This window comes from Chimaeribacter coloradensis (genome assembly GCF_002858715.1).
Lineage (GTDB): Bacteria > Pseudomonadota > Gammaproteobacteria > Enterobacterales > Enterobacteriaceae > Chimaeribacter > Chimaeribacter coloradensis.
On record NZ_PJZH01000004.1, the window covers coordinates 46,133 to 65,795 of the forward strand.

The 19,663-nt window shown below is 59.5% G+C and carries 14 protein-coding genes; 11 read left to right on the forward strand and 3 right to left on the reverse strand.

Annotation, left to right across the window (positions count from 1 at the left end; translation table 11 throughout):
* The first annotated feature begins 138 nt into the window (after positions 1-138).
* The 4 genes from CYR32_RS06585 (at position 139) to CYR32_RS06595 (ending at position 9,737) form a co-directional block, all read left to right on the forward strand.
* On the forward strand, positions 139-2,370 hold the full coding sequence (locus tag CYR32_RS06585; RefSeq protein ID WP_101823599.1) for a putative bifunctional diguanylate cyclase/phosphodiesterase: 2,232 nt from the start codon (positions 139-141) through the stop codon (positions 2,368-2,370).
* Between the two features lie 105 nt (positions 2,371-2,475).
* Complete coding sequence (locus CYR32_RS06590) at positions 2,476-3,036, forward strand: RBBP9/YdeN family alpha/beta hydrolase (RefSeq protein ID WP_206602441.1); 561 nt, start codon at positions 2,476-2,478, stop codon at positions 3,034-3,036.
* A 105-nt stretch (positions 3,037-3,141) separates the two neighbouring features.
* Entirely contained in the window at positions 3,142-3,264 is a 123-nt protein-coding gene (locus CYR32_RS21970; protein WP_277621939.1) for a hypothetical protein, read from the forward strand.
* A gap of 419 nt (positions 3,265-3,683) precedes the next feature.
* Entirely contained in the window at positions 3,684-9,737 is a 6,054-nt protein-coding gene (locus CYR32_RS06595; protein WP_101823601.1) for a non-ribosomal peptide synthetase, read from the forward strand.
* 81 nt (positions 9,738-9,818) lie between these two features.
* Here the strand turns inward: CYR32_RS06595 and CYR32_RS06600 are convergent, their stop codons facing one another.
* A complete protein-coding gene (locus CYR32_RS06600) occupies positions 9,819-11,933 on the reverse strand; it encodes a TonB-dependent receptor (protein ID WP_101823769.1) in 2,115 nt (704 codons plus the stop codon).
* A 174-nt stretch (positions 11,934-12,107) separates the two neighbouring features.
* On the opposite strand from CYR32_RS06600, the gene CYR32_RS06605 reads away from it, so the two are divergent.
* The 3 genes from CYR32_RS06605 to CYR32_RS06615 all read left to right on the forward strand — a co-directional run bounded on the left by CYR32_RS06605 (position 12,108) and on the right by CYR32_RS06615 (position 14,080).
* The gene (locus CYR32_RS06605; protein ID WP_101823602.1) at positions 12,108-13,136 is read left to right on the forward strand and encodes an ABC transporter substrate-binding protein; all 1,029 of its coding nucleotides are present in this window, start codon (positions 12,108-12,110) and stop codon (positions 13,134-13,136) included.
* Positions 13,137-13,254: 118 nt separating this feature from the next.
* Positions 13,255-13,563, forward strand: coding sequence for a type II toxin-antitoxin system TacA family antitoxin (locus tag CYR32_RS06610; RefSeq protein WP_101823603.1), 309 nt, complete (start codon positions 13,255-13,257; stop codon positions 13,561-13,563).
* Positions 13,544-14,080 (forward strand): GNAT family N-acetyltransferase, encoded by a 537-nt coding sequence (locus CYR32_RS06615; RefSeq protein ID WP_101823604.1) that lies wholly within the window; start codon positions 13,544-13,546, stop codon positions 14,078-14,080. Before CYR32_RS06610 ends, CYR32_RS06615 begins: the two co-directional genes overlap by 20 nt.
* Positions 14,081-14,116: 36 nt before the next feature.
* On the opposite strand, the gene CYR32_RS06620 is transcribed toward CYR32_RS06615, so the two are convergent.
* Positions 14,117-14,515 (reverse strand): hypothetical protein, encoded by a 399-nt coding sequence (locus tag CYR32_RS06620; protein ID WP_101823605.1) that lies wholly within the window; start codon positions 14,513-14,515, stop codon positions 14,117-14,119.
* Between the two features lie 275 nt (positions 14,516-14,790).
* Here CYR32_RS06620 and CYR32_RS06625 point away from each other — a divergent pair, with 275 nt between their 5' ends.
* Together CYR32_RS06625 and CYR32_RS06630 are read left to right on the forward strand one after the other, a co-directional pair.
* Positions 14,791-15,891 (forward strand): tyrosine-type recombinase/integrase, encoded by a 1,101-nt coding sequence (locus CYR32_RS06625; RefSeq protein ID WP_101823606.1) that lies wholly within the window; start codon positions 14,791-14,793, stop codon positions 15,889-15,891.
* A gap of 248 nt (positions 15,892-16,139) precedes the next feature.
* Positions 16,140-16,436, forward strand: coding sequence for a hypothetical protein (locus tag CYR32_RS06630; protein ID WP_101823607.1), 297 nt, complete (start codon positions 16,140-16,142; stop codon positions 16,434-16,436).
* A gap of 193 nt (positions 16,437-16,629) precedes the next feature.
* Here the strand turns inward: CYR32_RS06630 and CYR32_RS06635 are convergent, their stop codons facing one another.
* Positions 16,630-16,890 (reverse strand): hypothetical protein, encoded by a 261-nt coding sequence (locus tag CYR32_RS06635; RefSeq protein WP_101823608.1) that lies wholly within the window; start codon positions 16,888-16,890, stop codon positions 16,630-16,632.
* 346 nt (positions 16,891-17,236) lie between these two features.
* Between CYR32_RS06635 and CYR32_RS06640 the strand changes: the two genes are divergently transcribed.
* Together CYR32_RS06640 and CYR32_RS06645 are read left to right on the forward strand one after the other, a co-directional pair.
* Positions 17,237-18,622: a cytochrome ubiquinol oxidase subunit I gene (locus CYR32_RS06640; protein ID WP_101823609.1), complete on the forward strand. Its 1,386-nt coding sequence runs from the start codon at positions 17,237-17,239 to the stop codon at positions 18,620-18,622.
* Complete coding sequence (locus CYR32_RS06645) at positions 18,622-19,614, forward strand: cytochrome d ubiquinol oxidase subunit II (protein ID WP_101823610.1); 993 nt, start codon at positions 18,622-18,624, stop codon at positions 19,612-19,614. Before CYR32_RS06640 ends, CYR32_RS06645 begins: the two co-directional genes overlap by 1 nt.
* Positions 19,615-19,663: the final 49 nt, after the last annotated feature.

Here is a 19,663-nt window from a genome sequence, read left to right on the forward strand (position 1 = left end):
TTTTTAGATGACCCCGCAGAAAACCTGTTCCTCTGTGCACGCCCCGGTTTGTAACGTAATCGGCTGCAATTGATTAGCAAGATTGATTTTTGTACTAATCTTAACGATCTCCGCCACCCCATTTGCCCGGATACCGCAATGCTCAGTGATCTGCAACTTCCCGAAGGTTTCCGCCAACGTTTTAACCGGCAGATGCTCTACCCCCTGAGCGCGGTATTGCTGATCATGTTTCTGGCCATCGGTCTGTTCCTGGTCTGGTTAAGCCACCATAACGACCGGACGCAACAGCAGCAGGAAGCGGCGATCATCTCCTCCTCACTGGCCTACGGCCTGACGGAGCTGGCCTCGCAGCAGCGCAGTGTCGCCGGCTGGGAGCCGGTGGCGCAAAAGCTGCGCGAGCAGCCGCTGGATGTCACCTGGCTTAACGAGAATGTCGGTGCCTGGCTCTATAACATGTTCAAACACCAGCAGGTGTTTATCCTCTCGCCGGATAACCGGATGGTGTTCTCCTCTATCAACGGCATGGCCGGCGATGACCCACGGCTGATGCCGCGTGAGGTGGTGCCGCTGCTGGAAGCCCTGCGCGCCCATGCCGTGCAGGCGACGCTGAACGGCGGGCCGGGGCAGAGGCTCCACCGGCCCAGCCGCGCCGCCAGCCTGACAGATGTGGCGATTGTGGAGGGCAACCCGGTGGTGTTTGCCGCCACCCCGATCCAGGGGCCGCGGTGGTCACGGGAAGCGCCCTTTACGCTGGTCAGCCTCCGGCTGCTGAATGACGGCTTTGTCGCGAGCCTTTCGCAGCGCAGCCTGATCCACGGCCTGCACTATACCGCCCGGCCCACCACCAATGCGCATGAGCACAGCATCCCGCTCTATGCCAAACATACTGACCAGATCGGGTATATGACCTGGCAGCCGGAGCGGCCGGGCAGTGAGATGCTGCATTATATCGGCCCGGCCGCCGCCCTGTTCGGGGTGCTGATCATCGCGGTGATGGTGGTGATGGTGCGCACGCTCTGGCACTCGGCGCTGAACCTGAACAAATCGATGATTGAGCTGCGCGCCAGCGAGGCGCAGGCGCAGCATCTGGCATTCCATGATGTTCTGACCGGCCTGCCGAACCGCGCGCTGCTGGACGACCGGCTCTCCCATTCGCTGGCGCTGACGGCGCGTAACGGCGGCTTTACTGCTCTGCTGGTGCTGGATCTCGACCGCTTCAAAAACGTCAATGACACCCTGGGCCACAGCGCCGGGGATGGGCTGATTAAAGAGGTCGCCTCGCGCCTCTCCGCGCTGGTGCGCAAAACGGACACGGTGGCGCGCATCGGCGGCGATGAGTTTGTGGTGGTGCAGACGGACGTCCACGACCTGAGCGATGTGCAGGCGCTCTGCCAGCGCATCCATGCGGCGATTGAGCGGCCGTTTGTGCTGGCAGGCAACGACACCTTTATCGGCGTCAGTATCGGGGTGGCGCTGGCCCCGGCCGATGCGATGGAGCGCAGCGAACTGATGCGCAAAGCGGATATTGCGCTTTATGTAGCGAAATATGAGGGGCGCGGCCACTTCCGCTACTTCGAGCAGTCGATGGATGACTCGGTGCAGACCCGGCAGGAGATCGCCACTGACCTGCGTAACGCGCTGCTGAACAATGTCGGGCTGGAGGTGCATTTCCAGCCGCAGGTGGACATGTCCGGCCAGCACGTCATCGGGCTGGAGGCGCTGTTGCGCTGGCAGCACCCGACGCGCGGCACCATCTCACCGGATGAGTTTATTCCGGTGGCGGAGGAAAACGGCGTGATTATTCCGCTGGGCGAGTGGGTGCTGCGCCAGGCGTGCCGCGCCTCCCACACCTGGCCGGCACTGTTTATTGCCGTTAATGTGTCGCCGGTGCAGTTCCGCTCCAGCGATTTTGCCAACCGGATTAAAACCATCGTCGCGGAAGAGCAGGCAGACCCGACCCACATTGAACTGGAGATCACCGAAAGTGTGCTGCTGAACGATGATGACGAATCCCGCCATACCCTGATGGCGCTGCGCGACGCCGGGTTTAAAATCGCGTTGGATGATTTCGGCACCGGCTACTCCAGCCTCAGCTACCTGAGCCGTTTCCCGGTGGACAAGATCAAAATCGACCGTTCGTTTATCCGCAACCTGGGCGAGGGTGAGAACTCCGGCGCGATTGTGGAGTCCGTGGTGCGCCTCGGCCGGGCAATGGGGCTGACGGTCACCGCCGAAGGGGTGGAAACCGAAGGGCAGATGGCCGCCCTGACAGAAGCGGGCTGCGACGAGATGCAGGGCTACCTCTTCTCCCGGGCGATCCCGCAGGATCAGCTGCCTGCGCTGCTGGCGAAATCGGAAGGCAACAAATAGTTGCCGTTTCCATTATGCTGACGCGCGGCTTAGGCCACACAAAACGTGACGTTGTCACCTCTCTGATACCATCAGGACTTTTTTGCCTTTCAAAAGGACAGGATCATGCATTTTATTACGGTGCCCGGGTATACCAACTCCGGGCCGGAGCATTGGCAAACCCGGCTGGAACAGAAGTACCCGCAGATTATCCGTGTGCAGCAGCAGGATTGGGCGTGCCCGGCGCGGCAGGCGTGGATTGACGGCATTACCGCCACGCTGGCACCGCTGCGCGGCGAGGTGGTGCTGATTGGCCATAGCTGCGGCGCGGTGGCGATTACCCAGTGGGCAGCGCAATGCCGCATGCGGGACATGCCCACTTTGAACATCAAGGGGGCGCTGCTGGTTGCCCCGGCCGATGTGGATGCGCCGGACGCGCTGGAGGCGATCCGCGTGCAGCGGCCATTGAGCCTCGAGGCCCTGCCGTTCCCTTCGGTGCTGGTCGCCAGTGACAACGACGAACACCTGAGCCTGACGCGCGCCAACCAGCTCGCGGCCGCCTGGGGCAGTGAGCTGCGGATCATCCGCGGCGGCGGGCACCTGCACAGCGCCGCCGGTTATGGCGAGTGGCCGTTAAGCGAGGTGCTGATCAACCAGATTTCCGGCAACCAGCTTCAACCGGTATGACAGCAGCCGGGAAACCGGCAATCTGTGGCCGATCGTCTATACTGTTAATTCACTTTCGTTTTTTGACGAAACCTGGATAGCAACGTTAACCATGAGGAGCACGTTATGAGCCAGCCACAGGACGATAAGAACAAAACCCCGTCACCTTCCCACGCTCAGGACAAAGACGATCCGCATAGTGCACCGGAGTCCGGTGATAAAGAACCGGCGAAAGATAAACCGGAATAGTCATTGTCAGCCCGGCGCGGTGCGCCGGGTTACCGCACCGCCCCCGCCGTTATTTTCTGCTTAAATACCCCTGTTTCCATTAATCCTGCGCCGTTATTATTCTTGTTTTTATAATGATAAATTTTACGCTGTAAATTTCATGAACAAATTAACGCATTTTTATACGAGTCTATAGATCCCTGTAATAGGCGTTAGTATTATTGTTTCCTGTTTTATGCTGTTGTTTTTATGAAGTTAAAATATCAGATTATAAGATCTACTTAGTAGAAAGTGTTACACTTTCCCCTGCGCTTCCGCTTTAACCTCCCCGCCTGAGGTGTATTATCCCGCCCCACACTGCGTACCGCTACCCCAAAACGGTATTCTCATTTTCATTCTATTGTAATTAACCCTGTCTTGACATTTACAGGAAATGACTTATGCATTCCGCACCAGAAAAAGGGATAGCTTTCAATTCCCTTACCTCCGCTTTTATCTCACGCGTAAAAAAAACACCTGAAAAAACAGCGGTGAGGCATAAAAATAAAAGCCTTTCCTATCAGTTGCTTGATGAAATTTCTACGTATATTGCGCACGTTATTTCCCGGTATATTCCTCTTGGGAAGAAAAATCCGTCAATTCTTCTCTGCCTTGAAAGGGATGAGCTTGCCATTGCCGCGATCCTGGCCTGTGTGAAAATGGGGATTACCTACATTCCTTTTAACCCGCGCAACCCGGATGAGCGCCTGCATTATATGCTGAAGGATTGTTCGCCTTTATTAATGATAACCAATAAAAAAGAGGCGAAGCGGCAGAGCCTGTGCCCTGAAATATATCTGGAAGATATTCCGGATTACACCGGGGAAACATTACCGCTATTACCGGAAACCACCGGGCAGGAACCCGCCTATATTATGTATACCTCAGGGTCAACCGGGGAGCCGAAGGGGGTGATTGTTCCGCAACAGGGTATTCTCCGCCTCGCCCTTAACGGCGAACCTTTCCAGTTCCCGGCGCAGGCCGTGGTGGCGCAGTGCGGTAATATCGCCTTTGATGCCTCGACCCTGGAGATTTGGGGGGCGTTGCTGAACGGTGCCACGCTGGTGGTGGTGCCCTATGACACGGTGATCGACAGCGAGGCGCTGGCCGCGCTGCTGCGTAGTGAAAAGGTCACCGATGCGTTTTTCACCGTGGCGCTGTTTAACCAGTTGGTGACGGAAAACCCAGGGGTGTTCGGCACGCTGAACAACGTGCTGACCGGCGGCGATGCGCTCAGCCCGAAAGCCGTTCACGCGGCGCTCTGCTCAGCGACGCCGCCGGGGGCAGTCTGGAACTGCTACGGCCCCACTGAAAACACTGTGGTAACGACATTCCACCGGGTTAGCCGCGAAGAGAGCCTGCGCAGCAGCATTCCCATCGGCCGGGCCATTGCAGGCAGCCAGTGTTACGTGCTCGACGAAAACCGCCGGCCGGTAGCACAGGGGGAAGAGGGCGAGCTTTATACCAGCGGCGTCGGGCTGGCGGCCGGTTACCTGAATAAGCCGGACAAAACCGCCGAGGCCTTTTTGCCGAACCCGTTCTACCCGCAGGAGCGGGTGCAGACGCCGCACTCCGCGAGCGCGATCATGTATAAAACTGGCGACCGCGTCCGGATGCTGGCTGACGGCAGCCTCGATTTTGTCGGCCGGGTAGATAACCAGGTAAAAATCCGCGGTTTCCGCCTGGAGCCGGGCGAAGTGGAGCACCAGCTCTGCCTGATCGACGGCGTTGAGCTGGCCATCGTGACCGTGGTGGAACATCAGGGGCAGAAAAAACTGGCCGCCTGGTGCAAAAGCAACCTTGAGGCGAATGCCATCCTGCTGAAAATGCAGCAGCAGGCCCCCGCCTATATGGTGCCGTCCTCGCTTCAGGTGCTGGAACAGCTGCCGCTGACCCCCAACGGTAAGGTGGACAAACGCAGCCTGCCGGTGCCGCAGTTCATCAGTGAGCTCTCCACCCCAGCGGAAACCGCCACGGAACGCTGGCTGAGTGACATCTGGCAGCAACTGCTGGCACTGCCGCACCCCGCCGGGCGTGAGGATCACTTCTTCTCGCTGGGTGGCCACTCTTTACTGGTGGTGAAACTTAAACAACGCATCCAGGCGGCATCGGGCAAGGTCGTCTCATTAACCGAACTGTTCCGCTGCCCGCTGCTGGCAGATATGGCCGCGTGCATTGATGCGCAGCCGGTGGAGGGCGCGGAAACGGCGATCGCCCGCGTCACACCGGGAGAAAAGGTGCCGCTCTCTGATGAGCAAAAACGGCTGTGGCTGATCTGCCGCCGCGAGCCGCACCTGCCGCATTACAGCATTCCCCTGACGTTCCGCCTGTCCGGTGAGCTGGACCCGGAACGCCTGGCGCAGGCGCTGGACACGCTTTGCCAACGCCACGAGAGCCTGCGGCTGCGGATTTATTCCACGGACGGCGTGCCCTGGCAGCAGGCCGCTGACAGTTCCCCGGCGCTGGTCATGGAAGAGGTGCAGGATGAGCACGCCTTGCAGGAAAAAGTGCGTCAGGAGGTTCAGCGCCCGTTCCTGTTCGGCGATGACCCGCTGTTGCGCATGCGGCTCTACCGCGTCCCCGGCCAGCCCTGGCTGCTGCTGATCAACATTCATCATGTCATCACTGACGGCTGGTCAATGGGCGTCTTCTTCCGGGAGCTTTCCGCGCTTTATGCCGGGGATAAGAGCCTCGCGCCGCTGGAATGCCAGTTCACCGATTATTGCGCCTGGCAGCAAACCCAGGACCACAGCGCCGATCTCGCTTACTGGCAGCAGCAGCTGAAAGAGGTCACCCCGCAGCAGCTGCCCATCAGCGGCAAGAGTACCGGCCGCACCGTGACCCGCAGCCAGACGCTTTCACCGGCCCTGCACACCCAGCTGAAAGAGATGGCGGTGCAGTGCCGCACCGGCCTCTTTACCCTGACCAGCTCGGCGCTGGCGATCCTGCTCTCCCGGCTCTGCCACCAGCAGGATGTGCAGATCTCCAGCATCTGGGCCAACCGGCGGCATCAGGCACTGGCCGATCAGATTGGCTTCTTTGCCAATACTCTGATCCTGCGGATGCAGGTTGATCCTGAACGCCCGTTGCTTGACTGGCTGAAGGAAAACCACACGCGGGTGACGGAAGGGTTCCAGCACGGCGCTGCGCCGCTGGGTGAGGTGCTGGCGCAGTGCGGCGTCTCGCCTGCCGGGAACCAGCATCCGCTCTGCTCAGTGCTGCTGGTGTTGCAGAACACCGACGGCGGCGACGGCACCGGGCTGGCGTTGGCGGGGTGTGACGTCACACCTTGCCCGCTGCCGGATGAGCAGGCGAAAAGCGACCTGCTGATGATGATTGTGCCGGAGCCGGACGGCGGGCTGCGCGTCGATGCCACCTTCCGTGACGGGGTCTGGCCTGAGGCGTTGATGAACAGCCTGCTGGCCGCTTACCAGCAGATCCTGACGGCGATGACGGAAAATCTGCACCAGACAGTGGCCGCGACGATGACAGTGGACGCAGCGATGCGCCGCCAGCAACTGATCGGCTGGAACCCGCCGGTGCGCGCACCGCAGGCGGGCACCGTGCTCTCCTGGTTTGACCATCAGGTTGAGACCCGGCCCGATGCGCCCGCCGTCACGGACGATCATCACGCCTTCAGCTACCGCGCGCTGAACGCCCGGGCGGATCATCTGGCCGCGCAGTTACAGCAGCGGGCAGGGGAGCTGCACGGTAAGCGCGTCGCGTTCGCCCTTGAGCGCACGGCTGACACCATCACGCTTATCCTCGCCATCCTGAAACTGGGCGCGGTCTATGTGCCGTTCGACCCGGCGCACCCTGATGAACGGCTGCACTATATTCTGGAAGATTGCGCGGCAGCCTGTCTGGTCACCGAGGCTGCGCACCGGCACCGCCAGTCACTCTGCCCGGAATATGACCTTGCCGACCTGCTGGCTGCACCTGCGCCGGCGGTAATGCCTGCGTTCAAACCCGCCCACCACCCGGAGGAGGTGGCCTACATCATGTACACCTCCGGCTCAACCGGCGCGCCCAAAGGGGTTGAGGTGCTGCACCAGGGGATTGTCCGTCTGGTGATCGATGCCGACCCCTATCAGGTTGTCCCGGATGCGGTGATGGCACAGGCGGGGAACATCGCGTTTGATGCCTCCACGCTTGAGATCTGGGGGGCACTGCTCAATGGCGCGCAACTGGCGGTGATCCCTTATCACACAGTGATTGACCGTGAGGCGTTGCCTGCCGCCCTGAAGAAACACCGCGTCACCGATGCCTGGTTTACCGTCGCGCTGTTTAACCAGCTCGCCGGTGAAGACCCCGCCGTGTTTGGCGGGCTGAAGAATCTGCTGATCGGCGGTGATGCGCTGAACCCAACGCTAGTGGGGGCGGTGATGGCCTCTGCAACCCCACCGGCGCAGATCTGGAACGGGTACGGCCCCACCGAGAACACCACCTTCACCACCCTCCACCGGATCACCCTGGAGGATTGCCGGAAAGAGGCGATCCCGATTGGCCGCCCGATCGCCGGGACGACCTGCTACGTGCTGGATGAGCAGCGCCGCCTGCTGCCACCGGGCGTGCCGGGGGAGCTGTACACCTCCGGGCTGGGGCTGGCGAAAGGCTACCTGAATAAACCTGAGACCACGGCGGAGACCTTTATCCCGAACCCCTTCCGGCATGAAGGCGCAGGGCATACCGCAGCGACAGCGCGGATGTATAAAACCGGTGACCGGGTACGCTGGACAGAGCACGGCACGCTCGATTTCCTGGGCCGGGTGGATAACCAGGTGAAAATCCGCGGCTATCGCCTGGAGCCGGGCGAAGTGGAGCACCGGCTGTGCGCGCTGGAGGGCGTGTCGCAGGCGGTGGTGGGTGTCCAGACCGTGAATGACCAGAAGCAGCTGGTGGCCTGGTGCGTGAGTGATGCCCCGGCTGATGAGATCCTGCGGGCCTTCCGCCAGTGCGTGCCCGCCTATATGGTGCCGGCGTGTGTGCAGGTGATTGAGGCCATGCCGCTCACGCCGAACGGCAAAGTGGATAAAAAACGGCTCCCGGCCCCCGATTTCAGCGCCGCGGACAGCGATAAAACCCCGCCGCAGGGTGAGACAGAGCGGCAGATTGCTGAGATCTGGCAACAGCTGTTACAGACTGACCGGCCCTGCTGCCGTGAGGACAACTTCTTTATGATCGGCGGCCACTCCCTGCTGGTAATTAAGATGACCGATCTGATCAGCCGCCAGATGGGGAAAACGCTCTCCGTTGCGGAGGTATTCAGCAGTGAAAGCCTGGCTGAACTGGCGGCCTGCCTTGAGGGCGGTCAGGTCTACCATGATGAGGAGGAAACCCGGCAGATTGCGCAGGACAGCCGCCTCACGCTGACGGGCTTTGTTTCTGCGCCTGATGTCGCCCTGAAGGAGGTGCTGCTCACCGGCGCGACCGGTTTTCTGGGGATTCACCTGCTGGCGACCCTCCAGCAGCGGCTTCCCGGCACCACCGTGCATTGCCTGGTGCGCGGGGAAGATGGCCCGGCACGCCTGCGCCAGACTGCAGTACGCTACCAGATCACGCTCGACGAGCAGAGGGTAAGCTGGGTATATGGCGATCTTGGCCAGCCGCGGCTCGGCCTTGACGCCCAGGCGTGGCAGAGGCTGGCTGACAGGATTGACGCGGTTTACCACTGCGGTGCCTGGGTGAACCATCTCCACCGCTACAGCACACTGCGGGCAGCCAACGTGGTGAGCACGCTGGATCTGCTGGCGCTCTGTACGCAGGGTACGCCTAAACAGTTCTTCTATGTGTCGACGCTTTCAGCCGCCGCACGGCAGGGCGATCGCTACCTGGAGCAGACCCTGGCAGACGCGCCGCCGATGAAAAACGGCTATGTGCAAAGCAAATGGGTCTGCGAGCAACTGCTGACACAGGCGTTTGCCAACGGGCTGCATGGAGCCGTTTACCGGATGGGGAATATCACCGGCTCTACCCAAAACGGTATCTCGAACGTTGAGAGCAACCATACCCTTAACCTGATCAAAGGCTGCCTGCAACAGGGGGTAGCACCGGCGTGGCCCGGCTACCAGCTGGACATCAGCCCGGTGGACATACTTGCCGGGTTGCTGGTCGGCAGCAGCATTGAGCGCACTGCCCTGAACCGCGTGTTTAACCTGGGTTACCTGAGTGCCGTGCCGTGGCGCGACCTGCTGACGGAGGTTGCGGGGGCGGGTTACCCGCTGCGCTTTGTCTCCGGCGAGGCGTGGGCAACGGAGTGGGTGCCGCTGGTCAGCAGTGACAATGCGTTATACCCCTTCAAGTCGTTCTACCTGACGCCGCAAGCGCCCGCCTGCGAAGAGGTGGAACACAGCCTGGCGGCAGGCAGCATTGATGTTCAGGCACTGCTCAGGATCTACATCCGTTACTGGCTGGCGAGCGGCTTTCTTACGCAGCCGGTGGTGACTGCCGCATAATAGCCGTGTATGTCGGCTGACACTGCCACCCCCACCGCCATGCGGTGGGGGTATTTTTGCCTCTCCCAACTTTTACGCCCTTCAGAACGCCACCTGCATCGACAACTCTGCCATCCGCGGCTCGCCCAATTGGGCGGAGGCGTACCCCGCGCCGCTGTAACCATTCAACCCGCCCGGCACAATATTGGTCCAGTAGTGGCGGTTGGTCAGGTTGGTGATCTCCAGCCGGAAAGTGGTCGCGGTGTTAAACAGGGTGGTCTGGTAACTGCTGCCGAGATCGAACGTGGCGTAGCTGCCGACCCAGTTATCGTTGGCGTTGTCGGTAGGGCGGCGGCCGACATAGTGCGCCCCGGCGTGAACTTCCGTGCCGCGCAGCATCGGCAGGGTGTAGATCGCCAGCATACTGGCCGTGACGCGCGGCAGACCGACAATCTGCCGGTTTTCTGTGTCGGCGCTGGCGGTGTCACGCAGGCGCGGATCAAGCCAGGTCACGCCGCCGAACAGATGCAGGTCAGGCATGACGTCGCCGTCTGCCATCAGCTCCAGCCCCCGGTTACGTTGCGCGCCGTCTACGGCGTAGTCGCCCGCGCTGTTGGTGTAGGCGTAGGGGCGGTCGATCTGGAACAGCGCCGCCGTCAGCAGCGTGTTGCCGACCGCCAGTTTGCTGCCCGCCTCAACCTGTTTGCTGCGGTAGGGCGACAGCACTGACCCGGCATTATTGGCCCCGCTGGGCGCAACGTCCCCTTGTTGCAGGCTGTCGGCATAGGTGACGTAGAGCGTCAGCGGCTCTGCCGGTTTGTACATCACGCTGCCGGAGCCGCTGAAGCCGCTGTCATTGGAGGCGCTGCTGCGGCGGCCGCTTTTCGCGTAGTTGGCCGAGGTCAGGAAATTCTGGCTGCCGGAGAGCAGCAGGCTCCACTGCGGCGAGAAGGTCAGGGTGTCGCTGAGCAGGAACGACTGCTGGGTGGTGGTGGCGGAGTGGTAACGGTCGGTAAAGTCCGGGTAGTCCGGCCCGGCAAAGGCCTGCGGGTCTGCCAGGCTCGCCTGGCCCAGCGTCGTGGTGCCGCCGTTGCGCGGATTATCATTTTTCCAGACAAAGCCGCGCATGCCGGCCGCGATGTCATGTTTCAGCCAGCCGGTCTCCGCTTCCCCGGTGAGGTTGGCGTAATAGCTGTTAATCGTGAAACGGCTGGCGGTCGCGCTGGAAGTAGTGGTTTTATAGTCGCCGCTCCCGTTCAGGAAGGTATTGGTGACCGCCGTGGATTCGCGATCGGCAATCTGGCGCAGCACCGCCACTTCACCCAGCCAGTTGCCGTCAAAGTCGTGCTTGAGGTGGAGGGCGGCGGTCAGGGTGTTGTCATCATTTCCTGCATAATACTGGCCGGAACGGTCTTTATCGATGCGGGATGCCGACGGGAACGCCACACCGCTGGCCAGCGCATAACTGGCCGGTAAGCCTTTTTCATAATAGTGGTAATAGCTGAAGGTGGTTTCCAGCACCGTCTGGTCGGTGAGATTGGCGTCAACCGCCAGATCCACCAACTGGCGGCGTTTCCGGCTGTTGGCCGCGTAGCTGTGCCCCTCATCATCCAGCAGGTTCAGGCGGTAACGCACGCGATCATTGCTGTCGAGCGGGCCGCTGAGATCGGCAGCAATTTTGCGGCTGCCGTCGGTACCGCCACCCAGCGTCAGGGTGTGCTGCGGCAGATCGGAAGGGCGTTTCGACACCAGGTTAAACATCCCCGCCGGGTTCGCCGGGCCATAGAGCGCGCCGCCCAGGCCGTTCAGCACCTCGATATGGTCAAACTGCTCTACCGGGTAGGGCGTGGTCGAGACCACATTCAGCCCGTCAATCAGGCTGTTCTGCACTACGCTGCCCTGCATTCCGCGGCTTTGCGGGCGGGCACCGTCCCCCTGCACGGAGGGGAGGTAACGGTAGATCTGTTTAATCTCTTTAACCTGTTGCAACTGCATAATGCGCGGCGACACGGTCTGGATCGCATAAGGGGTATTGCGGATCTCGCGTTTTCCCAGGTTTCCCAGGGAGGCCTGCTGGTCAGCGGCCGGGGTGTCTGCACTGGGGGCGGCGGCGGTCACAGTCAGGGTATCGTCGGCTGCGGAATACGCCGGCAGGGCGGTAGCAACGGCTAACGCCAGCGCACTGCGGGCGAGGAATCGGGGGGTAGAAATCAGCATCATTAAAGGCGGGCAACAGGCCGGAGTCAGGAATCAAGGGCGCGAAGGGTATCACATCGATATGTATTGTTGTATATAACGATCAATTAATACTATCAATCGATACGATATATATAAAACTATATAACGATGTGCTAGGTTATGACGTTTCCCCCTTTTACGCTGAAGGCTACCATGATCCGTTGCGCCGGGCTGCTTACCGCCTGTTCCCTGCTTATCGCTGCCGTTTCCCCCGCATTTGCCGCTGATACCCCCAGACAGGTTCACGATGACACCGGTAAAACCGTCACGGTGCCGGGGCAGGTCAGGCACATTGCCGATGCCTGGTACGCCCACCACTCCCTGCTGATGACGCTGGGGGCAGGCGGGAATATTGTGGCGACGGTCAACCACCCGGAAAGCCGCCCGTGGATGTTCCGTTTACAGCCCTCATTGAGGAACGCGCTGAGCGTACACGGCATCACCTTTAACAGTGAAACGCTGCTGGCGCGGAAAACGGATGTGGTTTTTGTCCCGGCGGGTAACGCCGATGCCGCGGCCTACCGGCAGGCGCATATCCCGACCCTGGAGATGCGTTTTACCGATTATCCCTCGCTGAAAAAATCGATGCTGACCACCGCCGCGGTGTTGGGTACCCCGGAAGCCGCCGCACGGGCGCAGGCGTATAACGCCTATCTGGATGAACAACTGGCGCAAACCACCCGGCGCACCGCCTCGCTCCCTGCGGCACAACGGCCGAGGGTGCTGCATATCGCCTCGTTGCACCCCTTGAAAGTGGACGGCAGCGGCACCTTGATCGACCAGTGGATTCAGGCGGCGGGCGGGCGCAATGCTGCCGCGTCGATTAAGGGTAACCTGCATGAGATTTCGCCGGAGATGATCCTCGCCTGGCAACCGGACATCATTATCCTGGGCGCGGATGCCGGGTCACTGGCGGCGTCTGATGATGCGCCGATCTTTAACGCGCTGAAAGCAGTGCAGAAAAACCGGGTCTACCGCAACCCGGCCGGGGTCTTCCCGTGGGACCGCTACGGCACCGAAGCCGCCCTCCAGATCCCCTGGGCGGCGAAGCTGCTGCACCCGGATCTGTTCCCCAACATCGATATGCCGGGAATGACGCAGGATTTCTACCAGCGCTTCTTTGATTACCCGCTGAGCAACACCGAGGCCGCCCGGATCCTCAAGGGGCTGGGGCCGGAGTAAGAAATATTTCGATGATACGGCTGATAGCCGTACACATTGACTAAAAAAGCGGGGAAGCGTACTCTCTTTATACGGCTGACAGCCGTATAAACGGTGAAAAAAGCTCAGCGAGGTAACCATGGGTAAAGTAGCGACATTTCCCAATGATGCCCGCGCATTAAAAAACGCGCGGGTCGAATTAAAAACCAGTACCGATCTTAAAGAAATGCTTCGGGAGGCCGCCGCCGCCGCCGGATTAGACCTTAGCGCTTTTATCCTGAATGCAGCGGTAGAACGTGCTGAACATGTGCTGGATAATCAGCGACGTCGCCAGATTTCTGATGCCTCCTGGCAACAAGTGAATCAACTGTTGTCAGAGCCTGCTGCTCCAACCCTTGCTTTACAGGCGTTAATGAGGAGAAAGAAAGATGGGAAAGACGAAAAGTGAAAGCCATAACGTTATGGTTTGCACCTATCAGGCAGACCTGACTTATCCAGGGCAAAAGCAATTCGATTGTGGTAATGCCATCATTAATAGTTTTGTACGCGGATCATTAAAGAAAAGTGTCCGTGACAATAACTGTGCGGCCAAAGTGCTGATTAATCAGGAAACAGGTGAACTCATAGGCGTATGCAGCTTCTCAGCTTACTCGCTTACCAGGGAGCGCATCAGCAGTGCACTGACTGGCTCTCTGCCGAATGAGGTGGGAGTCGTGCGCTTAATCATGCTGGGGATCGCCGTTCCCTATAAAAACCAGGGCTATGGCAGTGACTTACTTTGCGAGTTTTTCGAGCACGTCAAGATTATCCATAATGCGCTGCCTATAAAAGGGGTGTATCTGGACGCTGACCCAGCTGCCCTAAATTTTTATGCCCGTCTCGGCTTCGTCACGTTAGATGAAGCACCGAATGCGTTTGGTGCCGTCCCTATGTTTCTGGGTATCCAACATATTCTTGCCGCCTGAGCCACATTGCCCCCATCCGGGGGCGACTCTCCTGCTTTACTCCCCGGGTACGTTGTCCGCGTCCGGCAGGGCGGCGGTGGCCAGGGCCTCGACTTCCGGCGGCAGGGGCAGGCCGAGCCGGGCAAAGAGTTTCTTGGCGCGGCGCGCATCCCGCTGGTTCTGTGCATGCTCAATCACCCGCTGCTGCCGGGCCAGCTGCTGCTCACGCCGTTCATAGTAGTCACGCCGGTCGGCCTCGGTCATCCGGTAACCCACCACGTTATTTGCCAGGCGCAACGTCTCAACCGGCACAAACACCACTGAGCGGCAACCGTCCGCAATCCGCGCCAGCGCCTGGCGATCGTGATGCTCGTCAGGTTGCAGCGTGTGCCCCGCCAGCATCTTTTCCACATAAGGCATAAAGTGTTCGACGTTCTGTTTCCTGGTTACCGCCATCGTCACGCTCCTCAAGAAAAAGTCCCGGTTAACAGCATACTGTCGCCCTGCATAAACGTCTAACCGCAATCGGCTGCAGAAGATGATCGTGCTCAAGAATGCGGGCTGACAAGTAAAAATTGCTCCATATAATTCGCCCCGCGCGGGTCTGCTATTTTTCACCAAAACGCACGTCTGTGACGCCAGACTTATTAGGTATGGAGTCACAAACCTTTTGTGCGCCGGCGGGCAACCTGATATAACTGCGCACCTCACTCAAAGTCAGCAAATTGAACATGATAAAGACCCCAGAGATCGATTTTACCAGCGAGCATGTCGGGCAGCATGTGGTGGCCTATATGGACGAAATCCGGGCGGTGCCGCTGGCCGTGCTGGATAACGTGGATGAAGAGGGCACCGTTGAGGAGATCATGCGTGTCTGGATCCGGCTCTCTCTGATGATCACCCGGCGGCGGCCGGAGATCGCCATTTCCTCTCTGCTGAACCATGTTTTGCCGGGCATCGGCACATTGCCGCTGAAAAAGGTGACGCGCCTGCGGCTGAACCGCCTGTTCAACCTGTTACTGGCCGAAGGAAAAATCTCTGAGGCGAAACGGGTGTTCGCGCTCTGCAAACAGTTCCTCGGCTGGGCGGAGACCCAGGGCTACCTTGACCACTCGCCGCTGGGGTCGATGAAACGCCGCGACGTCGGCGGGCGTAATGCGCCGCCGCGTGAACGCACATTAACGGATGCGGAAATCTGGGTCTTCTGGCATGGGCTGGATATGTGGGATCTCTCCGAACAGTGCCGCTGGGCGCTGCGGCTCTGCCTGCTCTCGGCGCGCCGCCCGGATGAAGTGATCCGCGCGCGGCGGGAGGAGTTTGACCTTAACGCGGGCATCTGGCGGCAGGGGCGGCGCAACAAATCACAGCGCGACCATACGCTGCCCATCAGCCCGCTGATGCGTGAATGCATCGAGGCGCTGGAGCGGGCCAACACCCCAGACAGCCCCTGGCTGGTGCCGTCACCGCTGAATGCGGCACAACCCCTCTCCAAAGGGGCGATCACACAATCTTTGCGGCGGCTGGTGCGGGCGGAGCGCGGGCTGGGGCTGGAGGCATTCACCACCCGTGACCTGCGCCGTACTGCACGTTCCAAATTGTCAGCACTGGGTGTGCCGAATGATGTGGCGCGTAAGATCATGAACCACGCCCTTGAGGGTATTGATAAAGTTTATGATACCCATGATTATCTGGCGCAGATGAAAACCGCCCTGGACAAATTCTCCGCGGATGTTGCCGATATCCTCTCTGCTGAAAGTTACCTGACGCTGCCGCATAAATATGGGGTGCAGCTTGCCCTGCCCACACAGGCAATGCTCTATATGGAGAAGTGACGCCGTCACAAACGCAGAAATAACCGCTAAGATATTTGTGTTAAGTTGTGCAGTAAATCGGTTTTATCAGTGAATTTAAAATAAAGCTGCAAAACTAAGTGGTTGAAGTAGTGGGTACTGCTGCATCCGCTATAGTTATTCTGTTTTTTTAATGTAAATCATATTGGGTATTGGCTACCAAAAAATTCCATATGCACCATACTCATTAGGTGATGCCCCCTCTATAGCACGTGAATAAGGGAACCGCTATGAAGCTATTAACCGATATAGTGGAATATAGAACGTGGCTGTTTGATGAGTACCTGTTGTTTCCGGGTTCGGGAATAAACCCTCTGATGAATAATGAAGAGGTGGAGGAGTTACTTTTTCAAAACAGGCCCCGGTTCTTTCCATGCATTGCGTACGTCACACCGTCAGAAAGCCATCCCGGCACAGCGGAAGTTAAATATATCAGTAAAGAGCAGGTTGAACACTGGGCGGGAATTATGGGCAGTCTGCCGGCACGTAATAATGACGATTTCCTCAATAGTGATGGGAATCTGTAATACCTCCCGGCCTGATTATCGTGTTGCCGGCTGTGTTTCCGGGCGCGCGCCTGCGATATGCCGGCCAATCATACCGTTATAATAACTTAATAAATAAACGCTTATTTTAAGATGCTGATTGCCCCAGGACGGCGCAATCAGCATTGATGTCTCGCCATCGTGTTACCTTTTTCCCGCACCGCCCGGGCGGTATTCACCCGGCCCGCTCATTATTTGCCGCATCCAGCACCCCGGTGGTGATATCCTGGTGGCCCACCCGCTCACGGTATGCCGTCATATTGATTATCGCAATATCAAGCGCTGCCAGCAGTTGCAACTGATTGAGCTTGGGTGAAAAGAAGACTTCCGTTCCGGCTTCACTGGACATAATTAATAATGGGATCGCATGGTGCGGCCCCGCATCGTGATAAATCTGTTCATAGGTATTTTTGAGAATGGGGATCTTTCTTTTCATCGTTAACCCTTACTTGGCTTGTCAGTACGCAGCATCGGCCGTCATTTCTCTATGAAAGGCGTTGTTAAGAATATGATGAATAATGGGAAGATAAATCTGCATGAGTCTGTCGCGTCTATAACTATAGGCCGGATTACGCCCGCCTGATCGGCCAATGTGTAAGTTGAGAGTGTGTTCACACAAATCACTTAATATCATTTACAGCCTATATTCCCGCTGGCACCGCCTCATTTTCCTCAATGAGCCACGGTGAGGCGCGGGCGCTTTTTCCTTTACATCAATCACATCCCGCGGTTTCAGCCTTGCAAAGCCCCCGGCCCCGCATAGACTTTGGGGAGGAGGCACCATGCATACTCACGATCTTGTGTTGCTCGTCAGCCGCGGGCAATTTGCGTTTACCATCGGCGTTCATATCGTGCTGGCCGCGTTGGCGATTGGCTTATCCCTGTTCCTCAGCATTATTGACCTCTTCTGGGTCTGCACCCGCCGCCAGGTCTACCTGGACATCATGCACTTCTGGCAGAAAATTTTTGCCCTGAACATGGGCGTCGGGGTGGTGACCGGCGTGGTGATGGAGTTCCAGTTCGGCACGCACTGGGGGCCGTTTACCGCGCGTACCGGGGCAGTGATCGGCCCGCTGATGTTTTATGAGGTGCTGGTCGCCTTCTTTATCGAGGCGGGGTTTGTAGGGCTGATGCTGTTTGGCCTGAAAAAGATTGGCCCACGCCTGCACCTGTGCGCCACGCTGATGGTGACCGTCGGGGCGATCGTCAGCGCGTTCTGGATCGTGGCTGCCAACTCCTGGATGCAGACCCCGGCCGGGTTTTCGGTGATGGCCGGGGGCCGCTTTGTGCCGGACGACTGGTGGGCGGTGATCTTTACCCCTTCGTTCCCTTACCGCTTCCTGCATATGCTGCTGGCCTCGGTATTGGGTACCGCCTTGCTGATTGCCGCCTGCGCAGCCCGGCACCTGCTGCGGGACCGGCACAACCCGCAGGCGCGCGTCATGTACGCCGTCAGCCTCGCCGGGCTGATTCTTTTTATCCCGCTGCAAATTCTGGTGGGTGACCTGCACGGGAAAAACAGCCTGGTGCACCAGCCGCAAAAAGTGGCGGCGATAGAGGGGAGCTGGCAGCGCCCCGCGCCGGGAGACGGGGAGCCGCTGCGGCTGTTCGCCCTGCCGGATCAGGCGCAGCAACGTAACCGGGCGGAGCTGGCGATCCCGCATGTCGGCTCGCTCTATCTACACCACAATTTGACCGGCACCATCACGCCGCTCTCCGCGTTTCCGCCTGCCGACTTACCCAATGTGCCGCTGGTATTTTTCGCCTTCCGGCTGATGGTGGGGCTGGGGCTGTTGATGGCCGCCGCCGCGGTTGCCGCACTGGTGCTCTGGTTGCGCGGCCGCTTATTTGAGAGCCGCACGCTCGCCCGGATGATGGTGGCCCTCGGCCCGGCCGGGTTTGCCGCGATGCTGGCCGGCTGGGTGGTGACAGAATCAGGGCGGCAGCCGTTTACCGTCTATGGACTGATGCGCACCAGCGAGAGCCACAGTGTGCTGAGCCTGCCGCTGTCACTGGCGGTCATTGCGCTTATCGTCGCGGTATACCTGCTGACATTCGGCATCGGTCTCAAACTGCTGTTGCGGCTGCTTAACCAGCGCCCGCAGGCGGGGGAGCAGGGCGCCGCACCGGAGATGTGGCAGATGCTGACGCACAAGGAGGAGCCGTGATGGTGTTCACCCCGGATGCGCTGGCGATGGTCTCGGCCGCTACCCTGGCCTTTTCACTGCTGACCTATATCCTGCTGGACGGCACCGACCTGGGCGTCGGCATCTGGCTCGGCATGACCTCAGATCCGGCCGACCGCCACCGGCTGACGCTCTCCATTCTGCCGATTTGGGACGCCAACGAAACCTGGCTGGTGCTGCTGCTGGGCGGCATGCTGGCGCTGTTCCCGGCTGCCTACAGTGCATTTTTAACGGCGGCGCTGGTGCCCGCCATCATTATGGTCATGGCGCTGGTGATGCGCGGGGCGGCCGTGGAATTTCGTCAGGTGGCGAAGCGCCCCTGGCTGTGTGACGCCGCGATTTTTGCCGGTTCGCTTATCGCCGCGCTGTTTCAGGGCATCCTGTTCGGCACGGTGATTCAGGGCATCCCCGGCAGCGCGGCAGCGCCGGAAAGCGGGGTCTGGTGTACCCCGTTCACCCTGTTCAGCGGCGGGGTGCTGGTGGCGCTCTACCTGCTGATGGGGGCCGGGTGGCTGATCTGGCGGCTGGCTGGGGAGCTGAGCCGGGTATTCCGGCGGCGGGCGGCCTGGCTCGGGGTTCTCACGCTGCTGCTGTGCACTGCGTTTCTGCTGTGGCTGCGCCACCTGAATCCCCAGTATGCCGCCCGCTGGCAGGATATGCCGGTCTGGCTCACGTTTGCGGCGCTGCTATTGGTTATGGCGTTGATCTTTTACCAGGTATTACACCATCGCCTGACAATGTTACCGTTGATGACCATTCTGCTGGCGACCACGCTGGTTTTTCTGGCGCTTGCGCTGACCTTATTTCCGCAACTGCTGCCGCCGCGTTTCACCCTGTTTAACAGCGCCGCGCCACCGGCCACACAAGGATTTGTGCTGGTGGGGTATGGCTTAGTGATCCCTTTTACCTTGTTTTATAACACCTATGTCTTTTCGGTATTCCGGGGCAAAATTCGCCGGCAGCCTTACGGGTGAAAAATTGATATTGGGGCCATGCTGATCTATACCTCTAAAACAGACCTTT